This window comes from Hymenobacter lucidus, from assembly GCF_020447265.1.
GTDB lineage: Bacteria > Bacteroidota > Bacteroidia > Cytophagales > Hymenobacteraceae > Hymenobacter > Hymenobacter lucidus.
The window spans coordinates 348,670-373,557 of record NZ_JAJADR010000003.1 but is presented as its reverse complement, the minus strand read 5'-3'; the positions used below and the strand labels follow the sequence as shown (position 1 = coordinate 373,557).

General features: G+C 62.4%; 11 protein-coding genes. 5 read left to right on the top strand and 6 right to left on the bottom strand.

What is annotated here, in order from left to right; genetic code table 11:
• Nucleotides 1-4 precede the first annotated feature (4 nt).
• The 6 genes from LGH74_RS12930 to LGH74_RS12905 all read right to left on the bottom strand — a co-directional run bounded on the left by LGH74_RS12930 (nt 5) and on the right by LGH74_RS12905 (nt 11,632).
• Entirely contained in the window at nt 5-3,217 is a 3,213-nt protein-coding gene (locus LGH74_RS12930; protein WP_226176359.1) for a SusC/RagA family TonB-linked outer membrane protein, read from the bottom strand.
• 62 nt (nt 3,218-3,279) lie between these two features.
• The gene (locus LGH74_RS12925; protein ID WP_226176358.1) at nt 3,280-3,978 is read right to left on the bottom strand and encodes a DUF3826 domain-containing protein; all 699 of its coding nucleotides are present in this window, start codon (nt 3,976-3,978) and stop codon (nt 3,280-3,282) included.
• 250 nt (nt 3,979-4,228) lie between these two features.
• Nucleotides 4,229-5,131 (bottom strand): sugar phosphate isomerase/epimerase family protein, encoded by a 903-nt coding sequence (locus tag LGH74_RS12920; protein ID WP_226176357.1) that lies wholly within the window; start codon nt 5,129-5,131, stop codon nt 4,229-4,231.
• A gap of 12 nt (nt 5,132-5,143) precedes the next feature.
• The gene (locus LGH74_RS12915) at nt 5,144-6,583 is read right to left on the bottom strand and encodes a sialate O-acetylesterase (protein WP_226176356.1); all 1,440 of its coding nucleotides are present in this window, start codon (nt 6,581-6,583) and stop codon (nt 5,144-5,146) included.
• Nucleotides 6,584-6,585: 2 nt separating this feature from the next.
• The gene (locus LGH74_RS12910) at nt 6,586-9,729 is read right to left on the bottom strand and encodes a DUF6298 domain-containing protein (RefSeq protein WP_226176355.1); all 3,144 of its coding nucleotides are present in this window, start codon (nt 9,727-9,729) and stop codon (nt 6,586-6,588) included.
• A 265-nt stretch (nt 9,730-9,994) separates the two neighbouring features.
• The gene (locus LGH74_RS12905; RefSeq protein ID WP_226176354.1) at nt 9,995-11,632 is read right to left on the bottom strand and encodes a pectate lyase family protein; all 1,638 of its coding nucleotides are present in this window, start codon (nt 11,630-11,632) and stop codon (nt 9,995-9,997) included.
• A gap of 458 nt (nt 11,633-12,090) precedes the next feature.
• Between LGH74_RS12905 and LGH74_RS12900 the strand changes: the two genes are divergently transcribed.
• The 5 genes from LGH74_RS12900 to LGH74_RS12880 all read left to right on the top strand — a co-directional run bounded on the left by LGH74_RS12900 (nt 12,091) and on the right by LGH74_RS12880 (nt 24,864).
• Nucleotides 12,091-14,862, top strand: a complete 2,772-nt coding sequence (locus tag LGH74_RS12900; RefSeq protein WP_226176353.1) for an alpha-d-galacturonidase — start codon at nt 12,091-12,093, stop codon at nt 14,860-14,862.
• Nucleotides 14,863-14,880: 18 nt separating this feature from the next.
• Complete coding sequence (locus tag LGH74_RS12895) at nt 14,881-16,437, top strand: MGH1-like glycoside hydrolase domain-containing protein (protein ID WP_226176352.1); 1,557 nt, start codon at nt 14,881-14,883, stop codon at nt 16,435-16,437.
• 215 nt (nt 16,438-16,652) lie between these two features.
• Nucleotides 16,653-18,185, top strand: a complete 1,533-nt coding sequence (locus LGH74_RS12890; RefSeq protein WP_226176351.1) for a glycoside hydrolase family 28 protein — start codon at nt 16,653-16,655, stop codon at nt 18,183-18,185.
• 222 nt (nt 18,186-18,407) lie between these two features.
• Nucleotides 18,408-21,224: a glycoside hydrolase family 95 protein gene (locus LGH74_RS12885; protein WP_226176350.1), complete on the top strand. Its 2,817-nt coding sequence runs from the start codon at nt 18,408-18,410 to the stop codon at nt 21,222-21,224.
• A 73-nt stretch (nt 21,225-21,297) separates the two neighbouring features.
• Nucleotides 21,298-24,864, top strand: a complete 3,567-nt coding sequence (locus LGH74_RS12880) for a malectin domain-containing carbohydrate-binding protein (RefSeq protein WP_226176349.1) — start codon at nt 21,298-21,300, stop codon at nt 24,862-24,864.
• The last annotated feature ends 24 nt before the right edge of the window (nt 24,865-24,888 follow it).

The window sequence follows — 24,888 nt, the reverse complement described above, 5'->3', positions numbered from 1 at the left end:
ACGATTAGAAGCCAACGTTCAGACCCAGCGACAACGAGCGCAGGGTGGGGTAGGAATCAAAGGCCCCGCTGTACACTTTGTAGCTGAAGGGATTGTAAAAGTTGACGGCGTTTACGGCCACCAGGTACACTTTCACGCTGCTGATACCGGCGCGGCCGGTGAGTGTGGTGGGCAGGCTGTAGGAAATAGTCGCGTTGCGGATACCCACCGAGGTAGAGCTTCTAAACCAGAACTCCGAGGTGCGGTCGTAGCTGTTGCTAGTGAAGGGCGCGGGGTAAGCAGCGTTCGGGTTGTCCGGGGTCCAGTGGTCGGTCCAGAACTCGGGCCGGTTGGAGGTAGCGGTAGCGGCTTTGCGAGCGGCGCTTTCCACCGTGGCCTGGCCGCCAAACGAGATGCCCATTGTCATCTGCAGGCTCAGTCCCTTGTAGGTCATGCTCGGGTTGAGGCCCAGGCCGTAGTGGTTGCTTTCCTTCTTGGTCAGGTAGGTCTGGTCGTCCTCGGTGATTTTGCCATCAGGGGCGGTGTACTGGCCGGAAGCGTCCTTGGGGCCGCGAATGTCTTGGTAGTAGAGCATGCCGGGCTTGGGCGCGTCGCCAAACAGGGTGTAGTTAGGGTAGGTTTCCAGGTACTTGGCCACATCGTCCTGAGTCCGGAACATGCCTTGGTACTTGTAGCCCACCACGCCCCGGTCGGTGGAGTGGCCCGTGGGGTCGTCCCACTGGCCGATTTTGCCGGGCTCCACGTCCACCTTGATCTGCTTGTTATCATTCCAGGAGAAAAACGAGTTCAGGCGGAACGACCAGTCCTTGGTGATGTTGCCGTTGTAGCCCAACGACACTTCGTAGCCGAAGCCGTCCACGGTCGAGAAGTTCTCCGACGGCAGCGCCGCCCCAATCAGCAGCGGGGCCGAGGCCGTGAGGGCCGTGAGCATGTTGTAGCGGTGGTCGTAGAAACCATCAGCCGTAAACGTGAGGTGATCTTTCAGGAAGCGGGCATCGATGCCCACGTTGTACTTGGTGTTGTCGTCCCAGCGGGCGGCGCGGTTGGCCAGCGCGTTGTTGGGCGTGGCCGTCAGGGTACGGTCGGAGTTGCCGCCGAATACGGCGCCCTTGCCGGTTTCAATCTTGTAGTTTTCCTGCCAGTTGTAGGCCCGGGTGGCGTCGCCGCCCAGCATACCCACCGAGCCGCGCAGCTTCAGGAAGCTGATCTGGGGCGTGACGGGAAAGAATTTCTCCTCCGACAGAATCCAGCCGGCCGACAGCGAGGGAAACAGACCCCAACGGTACTCCGGGGCGAAGTTGGTGGAACCGTCGTAGCGCACGGCCAGCTCCAGAAAGTACTTGCTGGCGAAGTTGTAGTTGAGGCGGCCGGCGTAGGACAGAATGCCCGATTCGGACTGGCTTTCGTAGGAATAGGTGCTGCCCGTGGCGAAGCGCACGTTGTCGATGGCGCCGGGAATGGGACTGGTTTTGTAGGTTTCGGCCTCGTCGAAGAACGTTTCCGACTGCTCGAAGAAGGCCAGCGCCGACACCTGGTGGCGGCCAAACTGCCGGTCGTAGTTCAGGTAGCCGTTCAGCTGGTAGCTGCTGGTGTAGCTGGGCACCAGGCGCACGATGTCGCCGTTGTTGATGAAGTTCTGCTTGGTAACGGCGCCGCCGTAGATGTGCTTATGCTCGCCCAGCATGGCAAACTGGTACACCGGAATGCGGGTGCCGTACTGCTTGCCGAAGTTGTTGTCCATCGTGCGGCTATACAGCATGCGGGCTTTCAGGCCCTTGATGAACGGCAGCTCGTAGTCGATGTTGGCCGTTACGTTCAGGCCGGTGTTGCGCTGAGAGCTATAGTTGTCGGACTTCTGAATCTCGAAAAAGTGGAACGAGCTGAAGTCCAGGTTGGCGCCCAGCTGCACCGGCAGCCCATTCACGTAGGGCTGGTTGAACATGGGCGTCGTCATCAGCGAGCGGACGTCGTTTTCGGCGTTTTCGCCGCCCACCTTCAGGTAGTACATCCGCTTCTGGTACAAGTCGCCGCTGAGCGAGAGGCCCGCCTTCAGGCCCTTGGCCACGTTCACGTCGGTGCTAGCCCGGAACGTCCACTTGTTGGCGTTGATGTTGTCGAGGTTGGCGTTCTGGTAGTTGTACGACATGCCGGCGAAGAACGTGGCCCGGTCGGTGCCGCCGCTCACGTTCAGAGCGTGGCGCGTCACGGTGGCCGGCTTCCAGGCCTCGCGCAGCCAGTCGAAGTTGTTCCGCCCGAAATACTCCAGCTCGTCGGGCGTGTAGATAGACGCGTCGGTAGCGGCCCGGCCCCGGTAGAAGTTGTAGTCGTTGAGGTAGGAGGCCTGCTCTACGCCATTCATCATGGTGGGCAGCCGCACCGCGTCGGCCTGGCCCACCGAGCCGCTGTAGGAGAATTTGGGCGGACCGGCTTTGCCGCGCTTGGTAGCTACTACCACCACGCCCTGGTTGGAACGGGCCCCGTAAATGGCGGCCGCCGCGTCCTTGAGCACCGAAATGGCTTCTACCTCCGACTGATCGAGCAGGTTGAAGTCTTCCTCGGTCCGTACCACGTTGTCGATAACGTAGAGCGGGCGGGTGGTACCGCCGTCCTTGGTCAGAATAATCGGGTTGCGCACCGTAATCTGGCCTTTGTCGCCGGGGCGGCCCGTGCCGCCGCTCACGCTCACGCCGGGGTTCTGGCCCACCAGCGCCGTGGAAAGGCTGCCCACGGGCAGCTCCTCAATGGCTTTCATATCCACGCTGGCCACCGCGCCCGTCAGGCTTACCTTCGACTGCGTGCCGTAGCCTACTACCACTACCTCGCTCAGGGCCGAGGTTTCGTCTTCCAGCGTCACGTCCACGTTGCTGCGCCCGCCCACGGTTATTTCCACCTTCTTGAAGCCGATAGAGCTGAGCACGAGGACCTCGTTGCCGGTGGGCAGGTTGATGCGAAACACACCCTTGGCATCGGTGGTGGTGCCGGTGGTAGTGCCTTTCAGTACCACGCTCACGCCCGGAATTCCTTCGCCCTTCGTGTCGCGCACCGTGCCGGTCACGTTCATGAAGAAGGGCGCGGTGGCCCGGGCGGCAGGCGGGGCAGCGGCGGCCGGGGCCGCGCAGGCGGGGCCGGCGCTGAGCAAGGCGCTCAGCAGCAGCGTGTAGGCCGAGCCGTGGCGCAGGCCGGGTGAACAGGTGGGTAGGAGTAGACGACGGGTCATAGCAATGGGTTGGTGGGAAAACGCGTGCTCAGGGAATTACCGGGAAATGTGCCTGGCCTAGGCTACTTCTGCGCGTCGGCTTTTTCGCGCGCTATGCGGGCCTGCCAGTCTTTGCCGGCCTGGTTCATGTCGATGCCGGCGGCCGAGAGGTAGTTGTTGATTTTGCCTTTGTACTTGCCAAACCAGGCATGTTTCTGCTCCGAGGTGCCGGCATCCATGGCTTTTTCGCGGGCTTCGGTCAGCCAGGCCAGCATCTGGGCGTACTGGGCATCGGTCAGGCTGGGCAGCATTTCCCGGTAGGCGCGCATCGTGTTGGGCAGCACGCTGTAGGTCATGCCGTCCTTCACCTGGTCTACCTGGGCCGGCGTGAGCTTTTGGTTGAGCTTGCGCAGGTACTTGATGTGCAGCTTGGCCAGCGCGGCGGTGGTTTTGTCTTCCACCAGCTTCATTTCGGCGGCGGTGGCCTCGGTTTTGGGCTGGGCCTTGAGGGCGCTTAGTTGGGTTTTCTGCTGCTCGTGAATTTCGTTCAGCGCCCGGTACTGGTCGGCAATAATGTCGCGGACCTGCCCGGCTTTGGTGGGCTCCGGAATACCGAGCTTCTCCACGATTTTGGCCGCCCGCTCGGTGATGGCGCGGGTGTAGGCTGCTTCCTTGGTTTCGGCGGGTTGGGCTGCTGTCGTCGCCGTTTGGGCCAGCGCCCAGCCGCAGGGGGCGGTGGCTAAAAACCCGGCTAACAAAAATCGGCGGAAGGAGGGCTGCATGGGTGAGTTTGTAACTGCTTAAAGGTGAAGCAATTTACATAGTCTCTACAGGGCGTATCTCCAGCTTTTAGCCAACTTATTATACAATATTAGCATGTGCGTTTCAGCGCTTTAGCCAAAGTATGGGCCAGTTGCGCCGAAAGGGCGTTTTGAGCAGTACAGCCGCCGTTGGGTAAGCTCCGCAGTAAAGCACTTCTGCGCCGGTGTTCGGCCGCCGCAAGCGTAATCTGCGCCAGCTGCCGGCCCACTTTTAGCCGGCCTGAAAAATGGACTTTAGGTAGGCAGCATTGGCCCCGAAATTCTTCCGCACGTTGCGGGCGTCGTTGGCGTCGCGGGACCGTTCAATCACCAGCCAGCCTTCCCAGTTCATGTCGGCCAGGGTCTGCTTCACTTTGCGCATATCCAGGCGGGTGTTATTCTGCAGCCACACGCCGTCTTCGTCGGTACAGTGCATCTGGCAGATGCGCTTGCGGCCCAGGGTTCTGAGCTCGGCGTGCAGGTCGCGCCCGGCCTTGAGGGGGTTGGAGAAGTTAAAGTAGATCTGGATGTGCTTCGAGCCGATTTCGCGCAGCAGCTCTACTTCGCCGGCCGCGTCGAGGGCCGTTTCAATGCCCACCACCACGCCGGCCTTTTCGGCTAGGCGCCCCACTACTTTTAGCCGTTCCACAATGGCGGGGCGCAGCTCCGGATTCTGGGCCAGGTCGCCTTGGGTACCGAGCGGCAGAAAGGCCACTTTCACGTTCATGAGCTTCATCGTGTCGAGGCAATCCTGCACCATGCGCTGGTAGGTGGGGCGGGTTGCAAACGACTGGGCGTAGAAGCCCGTCATGGCCAACGAGCAGATTTCCAGGTTCAGCTCTCGGGCCTTGGCCAGAAACTGCTGGCGGATTTCGGGATTGGCCAGCTGGTTGTCGAAGGTGTCGCGCAGGCCCAGGCCGCCCATGTCCACTTCCACCCCATCGGCCCCGATTTCCTTGGTCAGCGGCAGCGCGCCCAGCTTTTGCCGCTTCAGAATCATCAGATCCACGACGGCAATCTTGTAGGTCAGCTTTTTGCCGGGCCAGGCAGCGGCTAGATCAGGCAGCAGCAAGCCGGCCGCCAGCACCGAGCCGGCCTGAAGAAACTGCCGACGGGAAAACAGCAAGTGGCTCATCTATATATCAGGTTAGTGACTACTTACTACCGCCGGCACAGCTGTGCGAAACGGACGGGCGGGCAGACCGGCGGCTGAGAATAAATTGGGCGTAGCCGCTTCGTGCCAGCCAAAGCGCACCGCCACCGGCTGTGGCACACCGGCCGCTGCCACCACCACGCGCCGGCCTCGGATGCGGGCCTGCGCGGGCACGAACACGCCGTCAGGCCCGGCAATTTCGAAGTCGGTGAGCGGCTTTCCATCTTTGCTGACCAAGCGGCTTTTGAAAGGCTGGAAGGAAACTACGGCTTTATTCTTCTTCACCGCCAGACTGCGAAATACCGGTCCCTGGCCGGCTACGTTCCGGTGCCGGTAGGTGTCGGAAAGGGCCAGCCAGGCCAGCCGCTGCCCGATTTTCCACTTGTAGGGTGGGTGAATATCGTCGAGCTTGGTAACGAGGTCGGTAGTCACAATCAGTCCTGTGTGGGACACCTGCAGCACGGCCGCCTGGGCTTCCCGAAACTGGGGCAGCGTTTCGGGCGTCAGCGGCACTTTGGGGTCTTTCGACTCGGAATATTTGAACGGGGCCAGCTGCACGAAGTAGAACGGCAGCTCCTCGTTTTGCCAAGTCGCGCGCCAGTTCTGAATTAGCGTTTGGAGCTTGTGAGTGTAGGTGGTGGTTTCGCCCAGAAAGCAGTTCGACTCGCCCTGGTACCATAGGAAGCCGCGCACCGCAAATGGCGCCAGCGGCCGGATCATCGGCTCGTAGAACTTGCCCGGGTCGCCGTCTACTTTCTGGTTGGCATAATACGAATCCTGGCGGAAGGCTTCCTCCGCAATCCAGGGCTCGATGCGGCTGCCGGGAATAGCCGAGGAAATAACGCCCACCGGCACTTTCAGGTGCTCATAGAGCTCTTTAGCAAAGAAATAAGCCGGGGCCGAAAACGAGCGAAGCGCCGAATCCTGGGCCACACTCCAGCCCCGGTGCAGCGAGTCGGGCTTCACCAGCTCCTTGCGGTTTACCAGGAAAATGCGCAGCGCCGGGTTGTGGGCGCGCGCCAGCTCCGTCAGCGGTCCGGCGTCCTCAGTGGCGGGAATCGTGACTTTGCTGTTCTTGCGCATCGTGTACTCCATGTTCGACTGGCCCGAGCACAGCCACACCTCACCCACCAGCACGTTGCGCAGTCGGATGGTACTCGAGCCGGCAACCACCAGCTCAGCCCCAGTAGCTGAGGCGCGCAGCGGCTGCAGCGTTACGCGCCAGTGCCCGGCGGCATCGGCGGCGGTGCGTAACTGCTGGCCGGCAAACTGCACCACCACGGCTTCGCCCGGCGCGGCCGTACCCCAGATGGGCACGGGCTGGCTGCGTTGCAACACCATGTTGTGGCCCAGCACGCGGGGCAGCATGACTGTGGCTTGCGCCGAAAAAGCACCGCTCAGCGTCAGCAGCAGGGCAAATAGTCCGGTTTTCATCGTTATTTCTTCAGCAGCCAAATTACTTCGGCCCCGACCGCGCCGGCCGGCAGGGTTACCAACTGCCCGGCTTTCACGGTTTCTTTCGCGTCGGTGACCTGGCCGGTTTTGGGGTTAATGCGCCGCACGGCAAACGTGCCTTTCAAGGCCGATAAGTCGAGCTGGAGTGGGGCGGGGCCTTCGCGGTACACCAGCAGACCAGCTTTGCCGTCACTCAGGGCCCACTGGCTGGCGGGCTTGCCGGGCAAATCGAGCGGTATCATACCGGCCACGGCGGCGGCAAAGCGGGCATCGGCCACGCGGGGCACGCTAGCCAACGAGCCGCCGGCTAGCAGAACAGCCCAACCGAAGGCGTCGGAGCCGTCGGCCGAGTAGAGCACGGCTTTGCCGGGAAACTGCTGGCGGTATTCGCGCACGGCCCGGTACACCTGCTCGAAGGAGCTGCGCTTGGGCTTGAGCAGGCGTGCATGCTGGCGCGGGGCCAGATTCTGGCCGCCCAGTGGGGCGTAGGCGCTACCGTCGGCCTGGTAGTGCCAGTAGTTGATGTCAATAACGTCGACCACGGCGGCGCGGGCGGGGTCGGCCAGGATGGCGTCCTGCACATCTTTGGTGGTGCTCAGGGCAATGGTGGCTGGTTGCCCGGTTTCCGTTTCCCACTCCTTGATGGTGTCGAGCCAGAACTGCACGAAGCTCAGCGGTCCGGTGTATTCGGCCCCGATGAGGTGAATGACGCCGGTTTTGCCCACGAAGTTATTGAGGCACTGCCGGATGTAGGCCCGGTGCAGCGGCCGGCGCGTGGCATCCGTCACGTCATAAAACTGCTCGGCCATGAAAATCCGTTTGTCGCCGGCGTAGGGTGCGGGCTCGGGGAAGCCGGTGCCGTTGATGTTGTTGACCGGGCGCCAGGGGAAGTCGGCGTAGTGCGCCCCGGCCTCGATGATGTTGTGCTGAAAATAGTGCTGATTGAGCAGTACGAGGCTTTTCTGGTCGGCCAAGTCGGCAAACTCGGCCAGGCGGCTCCAGTACCACTTGTTGTACTTGGTCAGGTCGTAGCGGCTGAGGCCGTCCCAGGCGGTGCCCTGCCCGCTGCGGGCGAAGGGAAGCTCGTAGAACGGGGCCCATACCTCCCCATCCATGCGCTTGATCCGCTCGTGGTCGTCGCGGCGCCGGTCGTACCACAGACCGTAGTTATGGCTGAGCGCCACCACGTTGTCGAGGCGTAGCGAATCGGTCATTTCCGGCAAATCATCCGTAAGGCCCGGGCCGCTCATCCCGGGCACGAAGCGCGTAATGTGGGCTTTGGGGCTGCGCAGGCCGTGGGGCCGGGCGCTGCCATTCCACCAGGGCACGTCCTGGCGGCGGCCCGTTACGAGGGAGTTGCCGCGCACCAGCACGCCGCGCGAAACCTGGAGCGGCGCGGCGTAAGCAGGTTTCGGGGCCGGCTTCACTTTCAGCTTATCAATACTCGGCGCGGTGGTTTGGGTGGCAATCGGCTGGCGACTCGCAGCGGCCTGGATAAAGGCCAGTAGGGTAGGCGCGGGCTGCACCGAGAGCTTCGTCAGCTCCTGGGCCACCGCCACGGGTGGGCTGCTGGAGGCTTCAGTGGAAATGGGCAGCAGCCCGGCGCGGCTGGCTACGCCGGCCCCGAGGCGGTCCTGGAGTTGGGCGTAGTAGAGGCTGCGGGGTTTGATGTGCTCGTTGGATTGGTCCCAGTGCCCATTGCCGGCAAACTGCGCCCAAGTGCCAAAAGCCCAGTTTTGAGCCGTGGGCGGCTGGTAGCAGTCCACGCGGGCGGCGGTGCACTGCCAGAACACGCTGTTGGCCGCGGCCCAGCCGGCGCCCTGCCCGTCCTGCTCCCGGTTGCCGAAGCGCAGGGCCTGGCCGTACTCTTTCACAATGTCGAACAAAGTGCCCGAAGCCCAGCTGTCGATGGCGCCGCTGAAGCTGTAGGCATCTTCGGCCTCGCACTGCACGAAGGCGTTGGGGCCGGCGGCGCAGTAGCCCACGGCAAAATCGTGGTAGCCCGACTCGGCATAGAGCCGCTGAAACAAACCCTGCTGGCCCTTGGTCATAAAGGTATTGCGCCGCTCCCCACCGATTTCCGATACGGGCTCGGTCGAAATGCAGTCTTCCACGGTAAGGCGGCGGGTGGTTTCGTGGGCCAATACCGCCGAGCCGGCAAAGTGCCGAAATGCAACCTGCCGCACCCAGGCGTCCTGCACGTTGTCCAGCACCACGGCCATCCAACGGTGGTCCTCGTCCTTGGGGTTGCCTGCCGCCACCGACGCTTCTAGTCGCAGGTTCTCCACGCCGACCTGCGAAATCAGGCCCGGCCAGGTGGTGCGCGCCACGGTGCCGCCGCCGTACTTCTGGTCTAATGCGGTAGTAATAGGAGCGTCCAGCGTAATATCGTTGGCATCGACGGCCACCACCTGCCGGTCCCAGAACAGGTCACGCTGGCCGGGTTTCCAGCCCAGCGCCGACTCGCCGCCGCCGAAGCTTTGGGTGCCCAGCGTCTGAATCCAGGCGGCCGTGCTGGGGCGCTGCACCCGCACCCGGTCCCCGACTTTGAAGGCGCCCGGCGTAGCAACATGCAGCACGCGGGCATTAACCGGTACGTAGCTGTCGGTAACGGGCTGGGCGGCTGCCAGCTGCCGGTCGTTGCGGCCGGCCAGGGTTAGCAGATTTTCCCGGCTGTAGCCGGTGCCGATAATAGTCGTGCCGTCGTCGCCCATGCCGCTGCCGCGCAACACCACGCCCGAAGCGCGGATGAGCAGGCGGCCGGCTACCTCGTGCCGGCCGTTGCCCAGCAGCACTGCCCCCCGGAATCCGTCTTTGCCCAGCGGCAGCTTGGCCACATAATCTAGTGCGGCCTGAATGCGGGCCGTGGCGTCGCCGGCCTGGGCCGGTACAAGCACCTTAACCGCTACCAGCGGAATGGCCTGCTCGCCGGCGCGGTAGCCACAGTAGGAGAAGTCCGGAATCCGGTTGCCCAGCGAGTCGGGGGCGTAGATGAGCTTGCCTTCTTTGTCGGCGACTACGGGTGGGGGCGGAACCGGCTTTTTGGGCGGCTTGCTGCCCTGCGCCAGTGCGGTGCTGGTTGCTACTAGCAGGAGCAGGGTGGGCAGGAGGCGGGGAGTGGGCACTGGGCGCAACAGGGTAGCGTTGAAAGAAATTGTTCTGGTGGGCGCCTCACCCCCCGGCCCCCTCTCCGAAAAGGAGAGGGGGAGCCGAGCGTATGCATACCCTACTTTACACATGAGTATCGCTACTCCCTTACCTATTTATTAGCTGCTCATGCTGTTTGGTAGGCAAAATTAAAGGAACAGCCTGAGCTATATGCTCTACAACTAGTCCCTCCTCTCTTTTTCGGAGAGGGGGCTAGGGGGTGAGGCGCCCGTAAGGCCCCGCTCACGACGGCTTCACTTCCTTTACCGGCACCACGCTGTTGAGGTAGACTTCGATGTTGGTGTAGCCGTCCTTGCCGGCTAATTTGCTGGCGTCGGAGGCGTCGTTGGGGTTAAGCTTGTTCTTCTTCTCGTACTGGTCGGGCATGCCGTCCTTGTCCGTGTCCTGGTAAGGCTGGCCGGCGTAGGTGGGGTAGCCGCCCACCTGGCTGATGTCGGTAATGATGCCTTGCTTATAGGAGTCGATGGGGAGGCGGCGGTGCTTGAACTGGGTTTCGGGCAGCTTCACGCCTTCCAGGTACTCGATTTTACCGGTGCGCACCTGCTTCACGATGCGCGTATCCACCGGGTCGCGCTTGGGCAGGGTGGCGCCGGCGTTTTCGAGCACGTAGCCGAAGGCTTTTTCGGCGGGCATAATGGTGATGTTGGGCATGGGCAGCGGCGCATTTACGCGCATGTCGGCGGTGTAGGGGCCGGCGTTGGCCAGCTCTTCCACCTGTACGCCGCCGTCCCAGTTGTCCTTGGTCACCTTCTCGTTGCCTTCCATAATGTTGCCATTCACGTAGGCCCGGCCGTAGACCTGGTACTTGAGCTTGCTGCGGCCTGACTCGGGCTTGAGAATGCGGTAGCCTACCGGCGCGGTTTTCGACGTGAGCGGGCCGGGCTTGTAGTAGTTGTTGATGATGTTGTACATGGCCCGGTAGTCGCCGCCGTCGGTAGAGCGGTGCACCCAGTTGAACATCACGTTATTGGCAAAGTTGAAGATGCCGTTCCAGCCGATGGAGGGGTTGCGGCCCGCGTTATCGGCCCAGAGGTTGCGCATAAACGTGCAATTCTCGCCGCCCAGCGTGCTGCCAAAGGCGTGGTTCCAGGTGTCGAGCGACTCCGAGAAAATCGAGTTCTGAATCGTGATGTTCACCGTGCCCAGCTTCTGCTCGGCAATGCCGGTGCTGTCGTTGTACATGTGCCGGTACATCGACATATTCTCGTCGAGCCCCCACGAAGCCGAGACGTGGTCAATCATGATGTTGCCGATGGGGTTGCCGCCGATGGCGTCGTCGCGGCGGCCCACGTTGGTTTCGCCCCGGCGGAAGCGCATGTAGCGGATAATCACGTCGTGGGTATTAATCCACACCGACTCGCCGGCCACGCACACTCCGTCGCCGGGGGCGGTCTGGCCCGCAATGGTGATGTAAGGGGCGCGGATAATCAGCGGGCTTTTCAGGCGGATGATACCGGCCACGTTGAAGACGATGGTGCGGGCCCCGCCCTGCTCACAGGCCTCGCGCAGCGTGCCCGGGCCCCGGTCGTCGAGGCTGGTTACCACGTATACCTTGCCGCCCCGGCCCCCGAAGGAATATGCGCCGCCACCTTCCGCGCCCGGAAAGGCGGGCACCGGCGACTGGGGCAAATCGATGGGCCGGGCCGCCCACGGAATGTAGGGCTTGCCGTTTTGGTTGTCGCGCTGAATGATGGGGTAGGCCTTAGCCCAGGCAATATCGGACTGGCGCAGGGCCTCGTCCATCATTTCCTTGCTGGCCTTCTGCACGTCGGCCGGAATTTGCGGATACTGCGCCATTGCCGCGTGGTGGGCCGACAAAACGACGGCCAAACCGAGAAGAGAACCAGCGTATTTTTTCATGGGGTCGGTGGGGTTTTAACCGCAGCTAAATAACAAGACAAAAGGAGCCGCTACCTATACCATTTTTTCGACCCTGTGTAGGATGTTATCATTCGGGCCGGTTGTGCTTCGTAATCGGCTTGTCGGGGCCGAAATACGCGCCCGGCAGAGGTGATTTGGCTCCGGCGGCAGACCCGACCCGGGCCGGCCGGCACACCATATATAAGTAGCCGGGGCGGGAGGGGTGAAATTCGGCTCTGGCGGGCGGAAAGGTTAACGCTGCCCCTGCGTATCCCACGGGTTGCCAAGCCGCGCTTCAGCTTGGGAAATCCCGACCACCTCTCTGTAGAACTGGATTTGGTGGCTGTCGTGGCCGATGGCAACATGCTATAAGAGCCGGAGAAGATGGTATAAGGTGCGGGAGGTGGGCGCCAGTAACTTTGGTGAGCTGTAAAACCACCCCAACCAAGCCCCCCCCCATGAGCCACTGCCTGCGGAAATACCTTCTTACAAGTTGTTTCCTGCTCGGCGTGCTGCTGGGTTTTGTGGGTGCGGCCGGCGCGGCTCCGAAGCCGGACTCGCGCACCATCGTGCTGCCCAAAAACGCCGCGCCCCGCCTGCGCTACGGCGCCGAGCGGCTGGCCACTGCCCTGCGGGCTGCGGGCTACCAGACCACCATTACAGAGCAGACCAAAACCAGCCGCCCCAACTCCATCATCATCGGCCGCGCCACCGACGCGCTCCTGACCCAGGCCGCCACCGCCTACCACGCTGCAGCGGCCAAAGCACCCGGTAAAGAGGGATTTTCCATCGTTTCGGCCGATAAAAACACGATTCTTATCAGCGGGGCCGACAATACCGGCGCGCTCTATGGCTGCCTGGAGCTGGCCGAGCAGGTGCAGCGCCAGGGAAAAATCGGGGAGCAAATCAGCCTGACGGACCAGCCCGAAATGGTGCTGCGCGGGGCCTGCATCGGGGTGCAGAAGCCATATTATCTGCCCGGCCGCACCGTGTACGAATATCCCTACACGCCCGAGGTGTTTCCCTGGCTCTACGATAAGGCGCTGTGGGTGAAATACCTCGACATGCTGGCCGACAACCGCATGAACTCGCTCTACCTCTGGAACGGCCACCCGTTTGCGTCCCTGGTGCGCCTCAAGGACTACCCCTACGCGGTGGAAGTAGACGACGCGACGTTTAAGAAGAACGAGGAAATGTACCGTTTCCTGACCGAGGAGGCCGATAAGCGCGGCATCTGGGTGATTCAGATGTTTTATAACATCATCGTCTCCAAGCCCTTTGCCGAGCACCACGGCATTAAAACCCAGGACCGCGCCCGGCCCATTACGCCCCTGCTGAGCGACTATACGCGCAAGTCCATTGCGGCCTTCGTGGAGAAATACCCCAACGTGGGTTTGATGGTGGCCCTGGGCGAAGCCATGGAAGGCGTGGGCCAGGACGATATCGACTGGTTTACCAAAACCATCATTCCCGGCGTGCAGGACGGCCTCAAGGCCCTGGGCCAAACTGAGCTGCCGCCCATCGTACTCCGGGCCCACGACACCGACGCGCCGAGCGTGATAAAAGCCGCGCTGCCGCTCTACAAAAACCTGTATACCGAGGCCAAATTCAACGGCGAGGCCCTGACGACCTACACCCCGCGCGGCTCCTGGGCCGAGTTGCACCGCACGCTCAGCGGCATGAATTCGGTGCACATTGAGAACGTGCATATCCTGGCCAACCTGGAGCCGTTCCGCTACGGCTCGGCAGATTTTATCCAGAAATCGGTGCAGGCCATGCACAACACATACGGCGCCAACGGTCTGCACCTCTACCCGCAAGCCTCGTACTGGGACTGGCCCTACACCGCCGACAAAACCCCCGAGCGCCTCTTGCAAGTCGATAGGGACTGGCTGTGGTACAAGGCCTGGTCGCGCTACGCCTGGCACGCCGACCGGCCCCGGCCCGCCGAAATCGACTACTGGGGCCAGCAGCTGGGCTCGATGTACGGCACCGATGTAGCGGCCGGCAAGCAGGTGCTGGAAGCCTACGAGCAGGCCGGCGAAATTGAGCCCAAGCTGCTGCGCCGCTACGGCATCACCGACGGCAACCGCCAGACCCTGACCCTGGGCATGCTGATGACGCAGCTTATCAACCCTAAGCGCTACGGGCTGTTTACCTTGCTCTACGAGTCGGAAGCGCCGGAAGGGGAGATGATTATTGAATACGCCGAAAAGGAAGCCAAGGGCCTGCCGCACATCGGCGAAACCCCGCCCCAGGTGGCGGCCGAAGTGGTGGCCCACGGCCGCGCCGCCGTGGCGGCCATCGAGCGGGCCGCGCCCTCCGTAACGAAAAACCAGGCCGAGTTTGCCCGCCTCAAAAACGACATGTACTGCCAGGACGCGCTGGCCAATTTCTACGCCGATAAAGTGCAGGCCGCGCTGCTGGCGCTGCGCTACAAACACTCGCGCAACCTGGCCGACCTGGAGGCGGCCGTGCCGCTGCTGGCCCGCAGCGTGCAGCACTGGCAGCGCATGGTGGCGCTAACCAAGGACACCTACCTCTACGCCAACAGCATGCAAACCGCCCAGCGCAAAATTCCGATGCGCGGCGTGGATGCCACCTACATAACCTGGGCCGAAATGCTGCCGGTTTACCAAAAGGAACTGGCCAACCTGCGCCACAACCTCGACTCGCTCAAGCAGGTGCGCATCGTGCCCGCAGTGCAGAAGAAAAAGGCGCTGATCAACGCACCAGTAACGCTGCTCACCAAAGCCGGCACCTACCCGCTCAAAGCCGGGCAGCCCGTTTTTGCCGATACCACCACTGCAATTTCGGCCCTGGCGCCCGAGTTGGCGGGGCTGAAAGGCCTGCGGCTGAGCCAGGCGCGGCAGCTGAAAGACGGCACGGAAGTACGCTTCACTACCACCCGGCCCGTGCAGCTGTTGGTAGGCTATTTCAACCAGAAAAACCCGCGCTACCTGCCCGCGCCCCAGCTCGAAATCGACGCCAGCGCCAACGACTATGGCCAGGCTGATATCAAAATTGCCAACGCGGTGGCGGTGGCCGGGCAGCCGCCGGTCAACGTGCATACCTTTTCCTTCAAGCCCGGCACGCACACGCTCAACCTAAGCCGGGGCACCTGCCTGATTCTGGGCTTCGTGGACGCCAAGCAGCCGCTGCCGACGTACAATGCGGGCATAGGCGCCGCCGGCGGGCCAGTGAAGGAAGTAGACTGGCTGTTTGAATAACCGCGCTGAAAATTCCCTATGAAAATTCCCGCCATCGGCTTTTTCCTTTTTCTCGGCCTGCTCTGCAGCGCCGGCCTGGCCCGCGCCCAGCAGCCCGCGCCCTTCGTGCTGAGTACCGACAAGCTGCGCAGCAGCGTGGCTTGGTTTAATAGCATGGACCAGGAAACAGTAGTGAACCACATACCCAACGAGCGGGCCGCCGACTGGCTGGCGCAGCAGGTGCCGCTGTTTGAGTGTCCCGATTCGGCCCTGCAGCAAACCTACTACTACCGCTGGTGGACCTACCGCAAGCACCTCAAGCAGACGCCCGACGGCTTCGTCTTCACCGAGTTCATCACCCCGATGAAGCACGCCGGCAGCCACAACACCATCAGCAGCGCCCTGGGCCACCACCTCAACGAAGGCCGTTGGCTTCACGACCCGCAGTACATCGACCAGTACACCCGGTTCTGGCTGTTTGCCGATGCCAAGCGCGCCGCGCCTAAGCTCCACGGCTTCAGCAGCTGGCTCCAAGACGCGGTGTACAGCCTGTATCTGGTGCAGCAAAACAAGCAGCAGGTGCAGGAGCTTTTGCCCGCTCTCAATGTCGATTACCGGCTCTGGGAAAAGGAGCGGATGCTGCCTTCTGGCATGTTCTGGCAGTACGACGTGAAGGACGCCATGGAAGAATCCATCAGCGGCGGCCGGAAGGTGAAAAACGTGCGCCCCACCATCAATAGCTATATGTACGGCAACGCTAAAGCCCTGACGGCCATGGCCAAGCTGACCAAAAACGACACGCTGCAACGCAAGTACGCCGCCAAAGCCAAGCAGCTCCGCACTGACGTGCAACGCACGTTGTGGGACGAAAAAGCCGCGTTTTTCAAGGTGCAATACGAGAAAGGCGGCCTCTGCGAGTGGCGCGAGGAGCTGGGCTACATCCCGTGGTACTTCTCCCTGCCCGCCGACAAGCCCAAGTACGCCAAGCAGTGGGAGCAGCTCACCGATGAAGGCGGCTTCAAAGCGCCCTGGGGCCTGACCACGGCCGAGCGGCGCGCCCCGGGTTTCCGTACCCACGGCTCGGGCCACGGCTGCGAGTGGGACGGCGCGGTGTGGCCCTACGCCACCACCCAAACCCTGAAGGGCCTGGCCAACCTGCTCACCGAGTACAAGCACCACGACGGCATGAGCGCCCAGGTGTACTACGACGAGCTGCGCAAATATGCCCTTTCGCACCAGAAAAACGGCGTGCCCTACCTGGGTGAGTATCAGGATGAAAAGAACGGCGAGTGGCTCAAAGGCGACAATCCGCGTAGCAGCTACTACAACCACTCGGGCTTCGCCGACCTCATCATTACCGGCCTCGTGGGCCTCAAGCCCCGCCCCGACAACGTGGTGGAAGTATTTCCCCTCGTGCCCCAGGGCCAGTGGGACTACTTCTGCCTCGACCAGGTGCGCTACCACGGCCGCCAGCTCACGGTGCTCTGGGACAAAACCGGCCAGAAATACGGCAAGGGCCAAGGCCTGCGCATCTTTGCCGACGGCAAGGAAATCGGCCGGGCCGATAAGCTCCAGCGCGTTACAGCCAAGCTGTAGGGCGAGTGGGCACCTCACCCCCGGCGCATCTGCTTTATGCGCAGAGTCTCCGAAAAAGGAGAGGGGTGCGTTCAATGATTGCACATAAAGTACCTGCTTCAATGACAAAAGCTGCTATAACCGTTGTAAACGAATCGTCAGGCTCCCCCTTTCCTGCGGAGACTCTGCGCTTCAAGCAGATGCGGCCGGGGGGTGAGGCGCTCCGTCTGCTAGCGTTGCTATTCTTACTGCTGACTACCTCCGCCGCCCACGCCCAGCAGTCCTACAACGTGCTTAAGTACGGGGCCCGCAACGACAGCACGAAGCTGGCCACGGCCGCCATTGAAAAAGCCATTGCCGCCGCCAGTAAAGCCGGGGGCGGCACGGTGTATTTTCCGGCCGGCAAGTACCGTACTGGCCCTATTCATCTTCGCAGCAACATCACCATCGACATCGAAGCCGGGGCTGTGCTTTACTTCAGCGACAATTTCGACGACTACCTGCCCATGGTCCAGTCGCGCTACGAGGGCACCGACGTGATGAGCTTCTCGCCGCTGTTCTATGCCTACAAGGCCGAGAATATCACGATTAAGGGCCGGGGAACTATCGACGGGCAGGGCAAGAAGTGGTGGGACTACGCCGAGGGTCAGTCGCGCAAAAGCCAGGATTCGAAGTGGCAGCAGGAGTTTTTCCGCCTCAACCAGAACATTCTCAAGCCCGATTTGCCCGGCGTGGTGGAGCGGGGCTTTCTGCGGCCGCCCTTCATCCAGCCTATGTACTGCAAGAATGTGCGCATCGAGGGCATCACCATCCGCAACTCCCCGTTCTGGACGGTGAACCCCGAGTTCTGCGAAAACGTGACCATTACGGGCGTTACCATCAACAACCCCAAGTCGCCGAATACCGACGGCATCAACCCCGAATCCTGCCGCAACGTGCACATTTCCGACTGCCACATCAGCGTCGGCGACGACTGCATCACCATCAAATCGGGCAAGGACCGCGCGGGGCGGCAGATGAACGTGCCGGCCGAGAATTACACCATTACCAACTGCACCATGCTCAGCGGGCACGGCGGCGTGGTTATTGGCTCGGAAATGTCGGGTGGGGTGAAGAAAATTACCATCAGCAACTGCATCTTCGACGGCACCGACCGGGGCATCCGCATCAAAACGGCCCGCGGCCGGGGTGGCGTCGTGGAGGATATCCGGGTGGATAACGTGGTGATGAAAAACATCCGTGAGCAGGTCATCGTGCTCGATATGCAGTACGCCAACGCGCCCCAAGAGCCCGTGTCGGAGCGCACACCGCGTTTCCGCAACATTCACTTCAGCAACATCACGGCCGAGGGCAACCAGGCCGGCCTGCTGAATGGCCTGGCCGAAATGCCCATCGAAAACGTCACGTTCAGCAATATCAACATCGACGCCAAACAAGGCTTTACGGTGAAGGAAGCGCGCAACATTGCCTTCCACAACGTGCAGATAAACCCGCAAACCGGCCCGGCCCTGCGCGCCGAAAACGTGCGGGAGCTGCGCCTCGACGGCCTGCGCAGCCAAATGCCCGCCACTACCACGTCGCTCGTCGAGCTGACCAATGTGGAAGACGCGTTTATGTACAACTCCTTCCCCACGCCCGGCACCGAGACGTTTCTCACGCTCAAAGGCGCCAAAACCCGCAACATCGTGCTGCAAAACAACCACTTCAAAGCCGTGAAAAATCCGGTGGTGCAGGAGGCAGCGGTGAAGGAAAAAGTAGTGGTGAATTGAAGAAAGACTAGAACTAGAAAGCTAGTCGAGTTTCCCTCCTTCCTTTAAGAAGGGGTGCCCGAAGGGCGGGGTGGTCAATCGTTGTTTAGTTGAATGATTAACTAATTCTAATTTTCTAGCTCTAGCAAACCACCCCAGCCTTCGGCCACCCCTCCTTGAAGGAAGGAGGGGAACTCGACTAGCCTTAGCCCTAAAAACCCCAAAATGCTTCACCCGCGCCTCGTGTTTCTTCTGCTTCTCAGCTGGCTGACCATCAGATCCGGCGTGGCCCAACAGCAACAGGCGCCGCTGAAGCTCTGGTACAGTCAGCCGGCCGAGAAGTGGACCGATGCGCTGCCCATCGGCAATGGCCGAATGGGCGCCATGATTTTTGGCGGCGCAGAACACGAGCGGCTGCAATTCAACGAGGCCACACTCTGGACCGGCCGCCCGCGGACCTATGCCCGGCCGGGAGCCGCGCAATATCTGCCCCAGATCCGGCAGCTGCTGGCCCAGGGCCGGCGGGCCGAGGCTGAGCAGCTGGCCGAGCAGCACTTCATGGGCCTGCGCGACCATGAGGAAACCTACGCCGCCGAAAAAGCCGCCTGGCTGCAGAAAATTCGGGCTGTGAGCGTGGCACAAGCTACGGCCGCGCCTGGCTGGCAGCCGCTGGCGGTGCCCACGCCCAATGGCTGGGAAAGCGCCGGGCTGGGCCTGGAAGGAATGGACGGCGTGGTCTGGTTCAAAACCAGCTTCGAGCTGCCCGCCGCCTGGGCCGGGAAAGACCTCATGCTCAGCCTGGGCCGCATCCGCGACCAGGATGTAACCTACGTAAACGGCCAGCTGGTGGGCACCGACGAAGGCATCAGCAAGAAGCGGCGCTACCGGGTGCCGGCCGCCGCGCTCCGGCCGGGCCGCAACGAGCTGAGCATCCAGGTACTCAACTACGCGGATAAGGGTGGCCTGATTGGGGTCAAGGAGCAGCAGCCGGTATTCGTCGTGTATCCCGAAGGGGCTGCCCCCGAAACCGGTGTGGCTCTGAATCCGGCGTGGCAGTATTGGGTGCAGGATCAGGAGCCGCCGCTGGCGCCCAGCTACCAGGCGTCGTACCAGCCGTTCGGGGATTTGCTGCTGGATTTCCCCCACACTAGCGGCGTGACGCAGTATCAGCGCCAGCTCGACATCGGCCAAGCCGTGGCCCTGACGCAGTACAAGCACAACGATGTGCCTTTCATTCGGGAGTATTTTGCCAGCGCGCCCCACCAGGCCGTCGTATCACGCTTATCGGCGGCGGGAAAGGGCAAAATCACCTTCTCGGCCCGGCTGCACAGCCCCCATAAAAACTTCAGAACCTACCGCGTCGACGACCACACGCTGGCTTTGGCCGTGCAGGTGCGCGACGGAGGGCTGCGCGGCGTGAGCTACCTGCGGGTGAAAACCAAAGGCGGCCGCGTGACGGTAACCGACGGCCAGCTGCAAGTAGAAAATGCCGACGAAGTAACGCTCTACCTCACGGCAGCTACCAGCTTCAATACTTACCAGGACGCCGCCGCCAACCCGGAAAAGCGGGCCGCCGAAGCCATGAAAAAAGTGGCCGGCAAAAGCTACGAGTCGTTGAAGGCCGAGCATGTTCGGGACTACCAGCAACTCTTCAACATGTTCAGCATCGACCTAGGCCACACCCCGGGCGAAAAGCTGTTTACCGACGCCCGCATCCGGCAGTTCAGCCCCGCCACCGACCCCGCGCTGCTGGCGTTGTATATGCAGTATGGGCGCTATCTGCTCATTTCCTCGTCGCGGGCGGGTGGGCAGCCGGCCAATTTGCAGGGCCTTTGGAATGAGTCGCTCACGCCTTCGTGGGGCAGCAAGTACACCACCAACATTAACCTGCAGATGAACTACTGGCCGGCCGAAATGCTGGGCTTGTCGGCCTGCGCCACGCCGCTGTTCAGCTTGATTAACGAGGCCGCCGATGAGGGAAAGAGTACGGCCAAGGAGCACTACAATGCCCGCGGCTGGGTGCTGCACCACAACACCGACTTGTGGCGCGGCACGGCGCCCATCAACGCCGCCAACCACGGCATCTGGGTAACGGGTGCAGCCTGGCTCACGCAGCCGGTGTGGGAGCATTACCAGTTCACGCAGGATCAGGCATTTTTGCGCCGCGAATACCCGGTAATGAAAGCGGCGGCCGAGTTTTTCGTCGACTTTCTGGTGAAGGATGAGCGCACCGGCTGGCTGATCAGTACGCCGTCTAACTCGCCCGAGCACGGCGGCCTGGTGGCCGGCCCCACCATGGACCACCAAATTATCCGGGAGCTGTTTCGCAACACTACCGCCGCCGCCCAGGTGCTGGGCGTAGACGCTGATTTTCAGCAGGTGCTGACTGAAAAAGCCCGCCAATTGGCTCCCAACCAGATTGGCAAGCACGGCCAACTGCAGGAGTGGCTGGAAGACAAGGACGATCCGGCCGATACTCACCGCCACGTGTCGCACCTGTGGGGCGTATTTCCCGGCACCGAAATTACCCCGGCGGCTGACCCCAAAATGCTGCAGGCGGCCCGCACCTCGCTGCTGCAGCGCGGCGACGAAGGCACCGGCTGGAGTCTGGCCTGGAAAGTCAACCTCTGGGCCCGGTTCCGCGACGGTGACCATGCCCTGCGCATCTTGGAAAAGCTGCTTTCCCCCGCCGACAATGCCACCGGCAGTGAGCAGGGTGGGGTCTACAAAAACCTGTTCGATGCCCACCCGCCCTTCCAAATCGACGGCAATTTCGGCGGCGCGGCCGGCATGGCCGAAATGCTGCTGCAAAGCCACGCAGGCTACCTCGAGCTGCTGCCCGCCCTGCCCAAAGCCTGGCCCAGCGGCGAAGTGCGCGGCCTGCGCGCCCGGGGCGGCTTCGTCGTGAACCTGCGTTGGCGCAACGGTGAGCTGGAGCAGGTGGAAATAGCCTCGGAAGCCGGCCGCCCGTGCGAGGTGCGCTACGCGGACAAGAAGGTGAGTCTGGCCACCAAAGCCGGAAAAACTTACCAGCTCAATAGGCAATTGCAGCCGCTGTAAAACCGACGAGCAACCATCAGGCTACTTTGGCGGCGTTCAGCACGACGTTTTGTCAAAACAGAATTCTTTCTCCATGCCAAACCCATTGCGCCTGATATTCTACCTGTGGCCGCTGTTGCTGGCCGCTACCGCCGTTTCGGGCCAATCGGCACTACGTACCGAAACTGCGCTGACTGATGGCTGGCGCACGGCCGCTGATGACCGGAACCAGCGGGCTTACAGCGGCTTCGAACAGCCGGAGTTCAACGACCAAAGCTGGCAAACCGTGGCCGTGCCCCACAACTGGGACGCCTATGAGGGCTACCGTCGCCAGCGCCACGGCAACCGCCACGGCTACGCCTGGTACCGCAAAACCTTTAGTGCTGCGCCCCGCAAAAACGGGCAGCGCAGCTTTCTGTTTTTCGAAGGCGTGGGCTCCTACGCCACCGTGTGGCTGAACGGCCAGCTCGTGGGTAGCCACGCCGGCGGCCGCACTACCTTCACGCTCGACGTAACCGACGCCTTGCGGCCCGATGGGAAACCCAACGTGCTGGCCGTGCGCGCCGACCACCCGGCCGGTATTCAGGATTTGCCCTGGGTGTGCGGCGGCTGCTCCGAGGAGCGCGGATTTTCCGAAGGCTCCCAACCGCTGGGCATCTTCCGGCCCGTTACGCTGGTCACCACCAGCGCCGTGCGCATCGAGCCCTTCGGCGTGCACGTCTGGGCCGATTCGACGCTGACGGCCCAGGCCGCGCGGCTGCAGGTGACGACGGAAGTAAAAAACTACGGCCCCAAAGCCCAGACGCTCAGCATCGTCAACCAACTCCTTGATCGGCAGGGCCGGGTAGTGACCGAAGTTCAGAGCCGGCAGAAGCTGGCGGCGGGCCAGACGGCAGAGGTAAAGCAGCAGCTGCCCCAGCTGAGCCAGCCGCACTTGTGGAACCTGGCCGACCCGTACCTGTACCGACTCGTAACGCGCATCAGCTTGGGCAAAGGGGCCGTGGATGCGCTGGAAACGCCTTATGGTATCCGTTGGATCAGCTGGCCGATTGGCCGGGCGGCAGCGGCGGGGCAGAAGCAGTTTTTGCTCAATGGGCAGCCGGTTTTTATCAATGGAATTGCGGAGTATGAGCACCTGTTGGGCCAGAGCCACGCCTTTTCGGCCGCCCAGGTGCGCACCCGGGTGCAGCAGATGCGCGCCGCCGGCTTCAACGCTTTTCGGGATGCCCATCAGCCCCACAACCTGCGCTACCAGGCCAACTGGGACTCGCTGGGCTGGCTGTGGTGGCCCCAGCTGGCAGCCCACGTCTGGTACGATACGCCCCAGTTTCGCCAGAATTTCAAAACCCTGCTCACCGAGTGGGTGAAGGAGCGGCGCAATAGTCCGTCGGTGGTGCTCTGGGGGCTAGAAAACGAAAGCACGCTGCCCGCCGACTTTGCCCGGGAATGCACCGCCCTCATCCGCCAGCTCGACCCCACGGCCTCGCGCGAGCGAAAAGTAACAACCTGCAACGGCGGCCAGGGCACCGATTGGGACGTGCCCCAGAACTGGACCGGCACCTACGGCGGCGACCCGAACCTGTACGCGGCCGACGTGGAGCGGCAGGTGCTCATCGGCGAGTACGGCGCTTGGCGCACCCTCGACTTGCACCGCGAAGGTCCGCCCGCTTTGAACTCCGGCCCGTTCAGCGAAGACCGGTTTACCCAGCTTATGGAGCTGAAAGTGCGGCTGGCCGAATCGGCCCGCGACAAAACCGCCGGCCACTTTTTCTGGCTGCTGACCTCACACGACAACCCCGGCCGGGTGCAGGGCGGCGAAGGGCAGCGGGAGCTGGACCGCATCGGGCCGGTGAACTACAAAGGCCTGCTCACGCCCTGGGAAGAGCCCACGGACGCATTTTATATGTTCCGGGCCAACTACGCGCCCAAGGCCACCGAACCGATGGTGTACATCAACTCCCATACCTGGCCCGACCGGTGGCTGACGCCCGGCCGAAAGGACAGCCTGATTGTGTACTCGAACTGCGACGAAGTGGAGCTGTTCAATGACGTGAACAACGCCTCGCTCGGCCGCCGCACCCGCCAGGGTATCGGCACGCATTTTCAGTGGGATAAAGCCCAGGTGCGCTACAACGTGCTCTACGCCGTGGGCTACGTGGCGGGGAAAGCCGTGGCCCAGGACGTCATCGTGCTGCACCACCTGCCCCAAGCGCCGAACTTCGCTCAGCTGCTGACCGGTGCGCAGCCTATTACTGCCCCGCAAGCTGGCTACAACTACCTCTACCGCGTGAACTGCGGCGGCCCGGCCTACCAGGACCGCCACGGCAGCCAGTGGCTGCCCGACCAGCCCCGCACCGGCCCCGAAACCTGGGGCTCGGAGTCGTGGACGCGGGACTTTGCCGGCCTCTCGCCCTTCTTCGCCAGTCAGCGCCGCACCTTTGACCCCATTCGCGGTACTACCGATTGGCCTCTGTTTCAGAGCTTCCGCTACGGCCGCGAGAAGCTGCGCTACACTTTCCCGGTGGCCGATGGCGAGTATTTGGTGGAGCTGTATTTCGCCGAGCCCTGGCTGGGCACCGGTGGCGGAATGGACTGCACTGGCTGGCGACTGTTTGATGTGGCGGTGAACAACGAAACCGTGCTCAAAGACCTCGACATCTGGCGGGAAGCCGGCCACGACCAGGCGTTGAAGAAAACGGTGAAAGTGCGCGTAACGGACGGCCAGCTGGTGGTATCGTTTCCGCACATTGCCTCGGGCCAGGCTCTGATTTCGGCCATTGCTATTGCCAGCCTCGATGCCGGTATCAGGCCCGCCGCCGCGCCGCCATCGGTCATCAGCGACCTGCGCGTAGCCAATCCGGCTGCCGCTACGCAGTATTCGGCCCAAACCTGGCTTGATACCGGCAACCCGGCCTACTCCGATTCGCCGGTGGCTTTTAGTGCCTTGCCCTCGGCGCTCTACGGGGCCGAGTGGCTGCAGATGCCGCACCAGCTGGCCACTGCCTCCACGAAGCCGGCGGCCAGTTTTCGGGTCACAACTGCCGCCGATGTGTATGTCAGCCTGAATGAAACCCAAAAGACAGCTCCGGCCTGGCTAAAGGAATACGAAGACACCAAAACGACGCTCAGCACCAACGAAGGCGGCGGCCGGATTTTCCGCGTGTTTCGGCGCCGGTTTGCGGCCGGCGCAGTTGTAGAGCTGGGCACGGGCGGGCCATATCTAGTGGCTGCCGGCCGCGCTACCACCATCGAGCCGGCCTATGATCTGAAAGCCATAACGGGCTATAAGCCGGCCACGGCCCGGGTTTCGGGGCCGGGCGTAGTGAAGGAAACCGTGCATACCAAAGAAAGCCTCACGTTCAAAGAAGCTGCTGGCGGAGCCGTGGAGTGGACCATCCAGGTGGGCGTGGCCGACACTTATTCCCTCACGGTGCGCTACGCCAACCAGCTGACCCGGCCGCTCCGGGCCCGGCTCACGCTGTTGGCCGCCGACGGCACGCAGCTGCGCGAAGAGGCCGTGGAGCTGCTGCCCTCCAAGCCCGGCAAGTGGAATTACCTGGCCTCCTCCACCGGCACAATGATTAATGCGGGCAGCTACCGGGTACGCATCACGGCCGTAGACGCGGCCGGCCTGAGTGTCTCGGGCCTGGAAGTGCAGTAGGGTGGTTGTTGATTGTTGATTGTT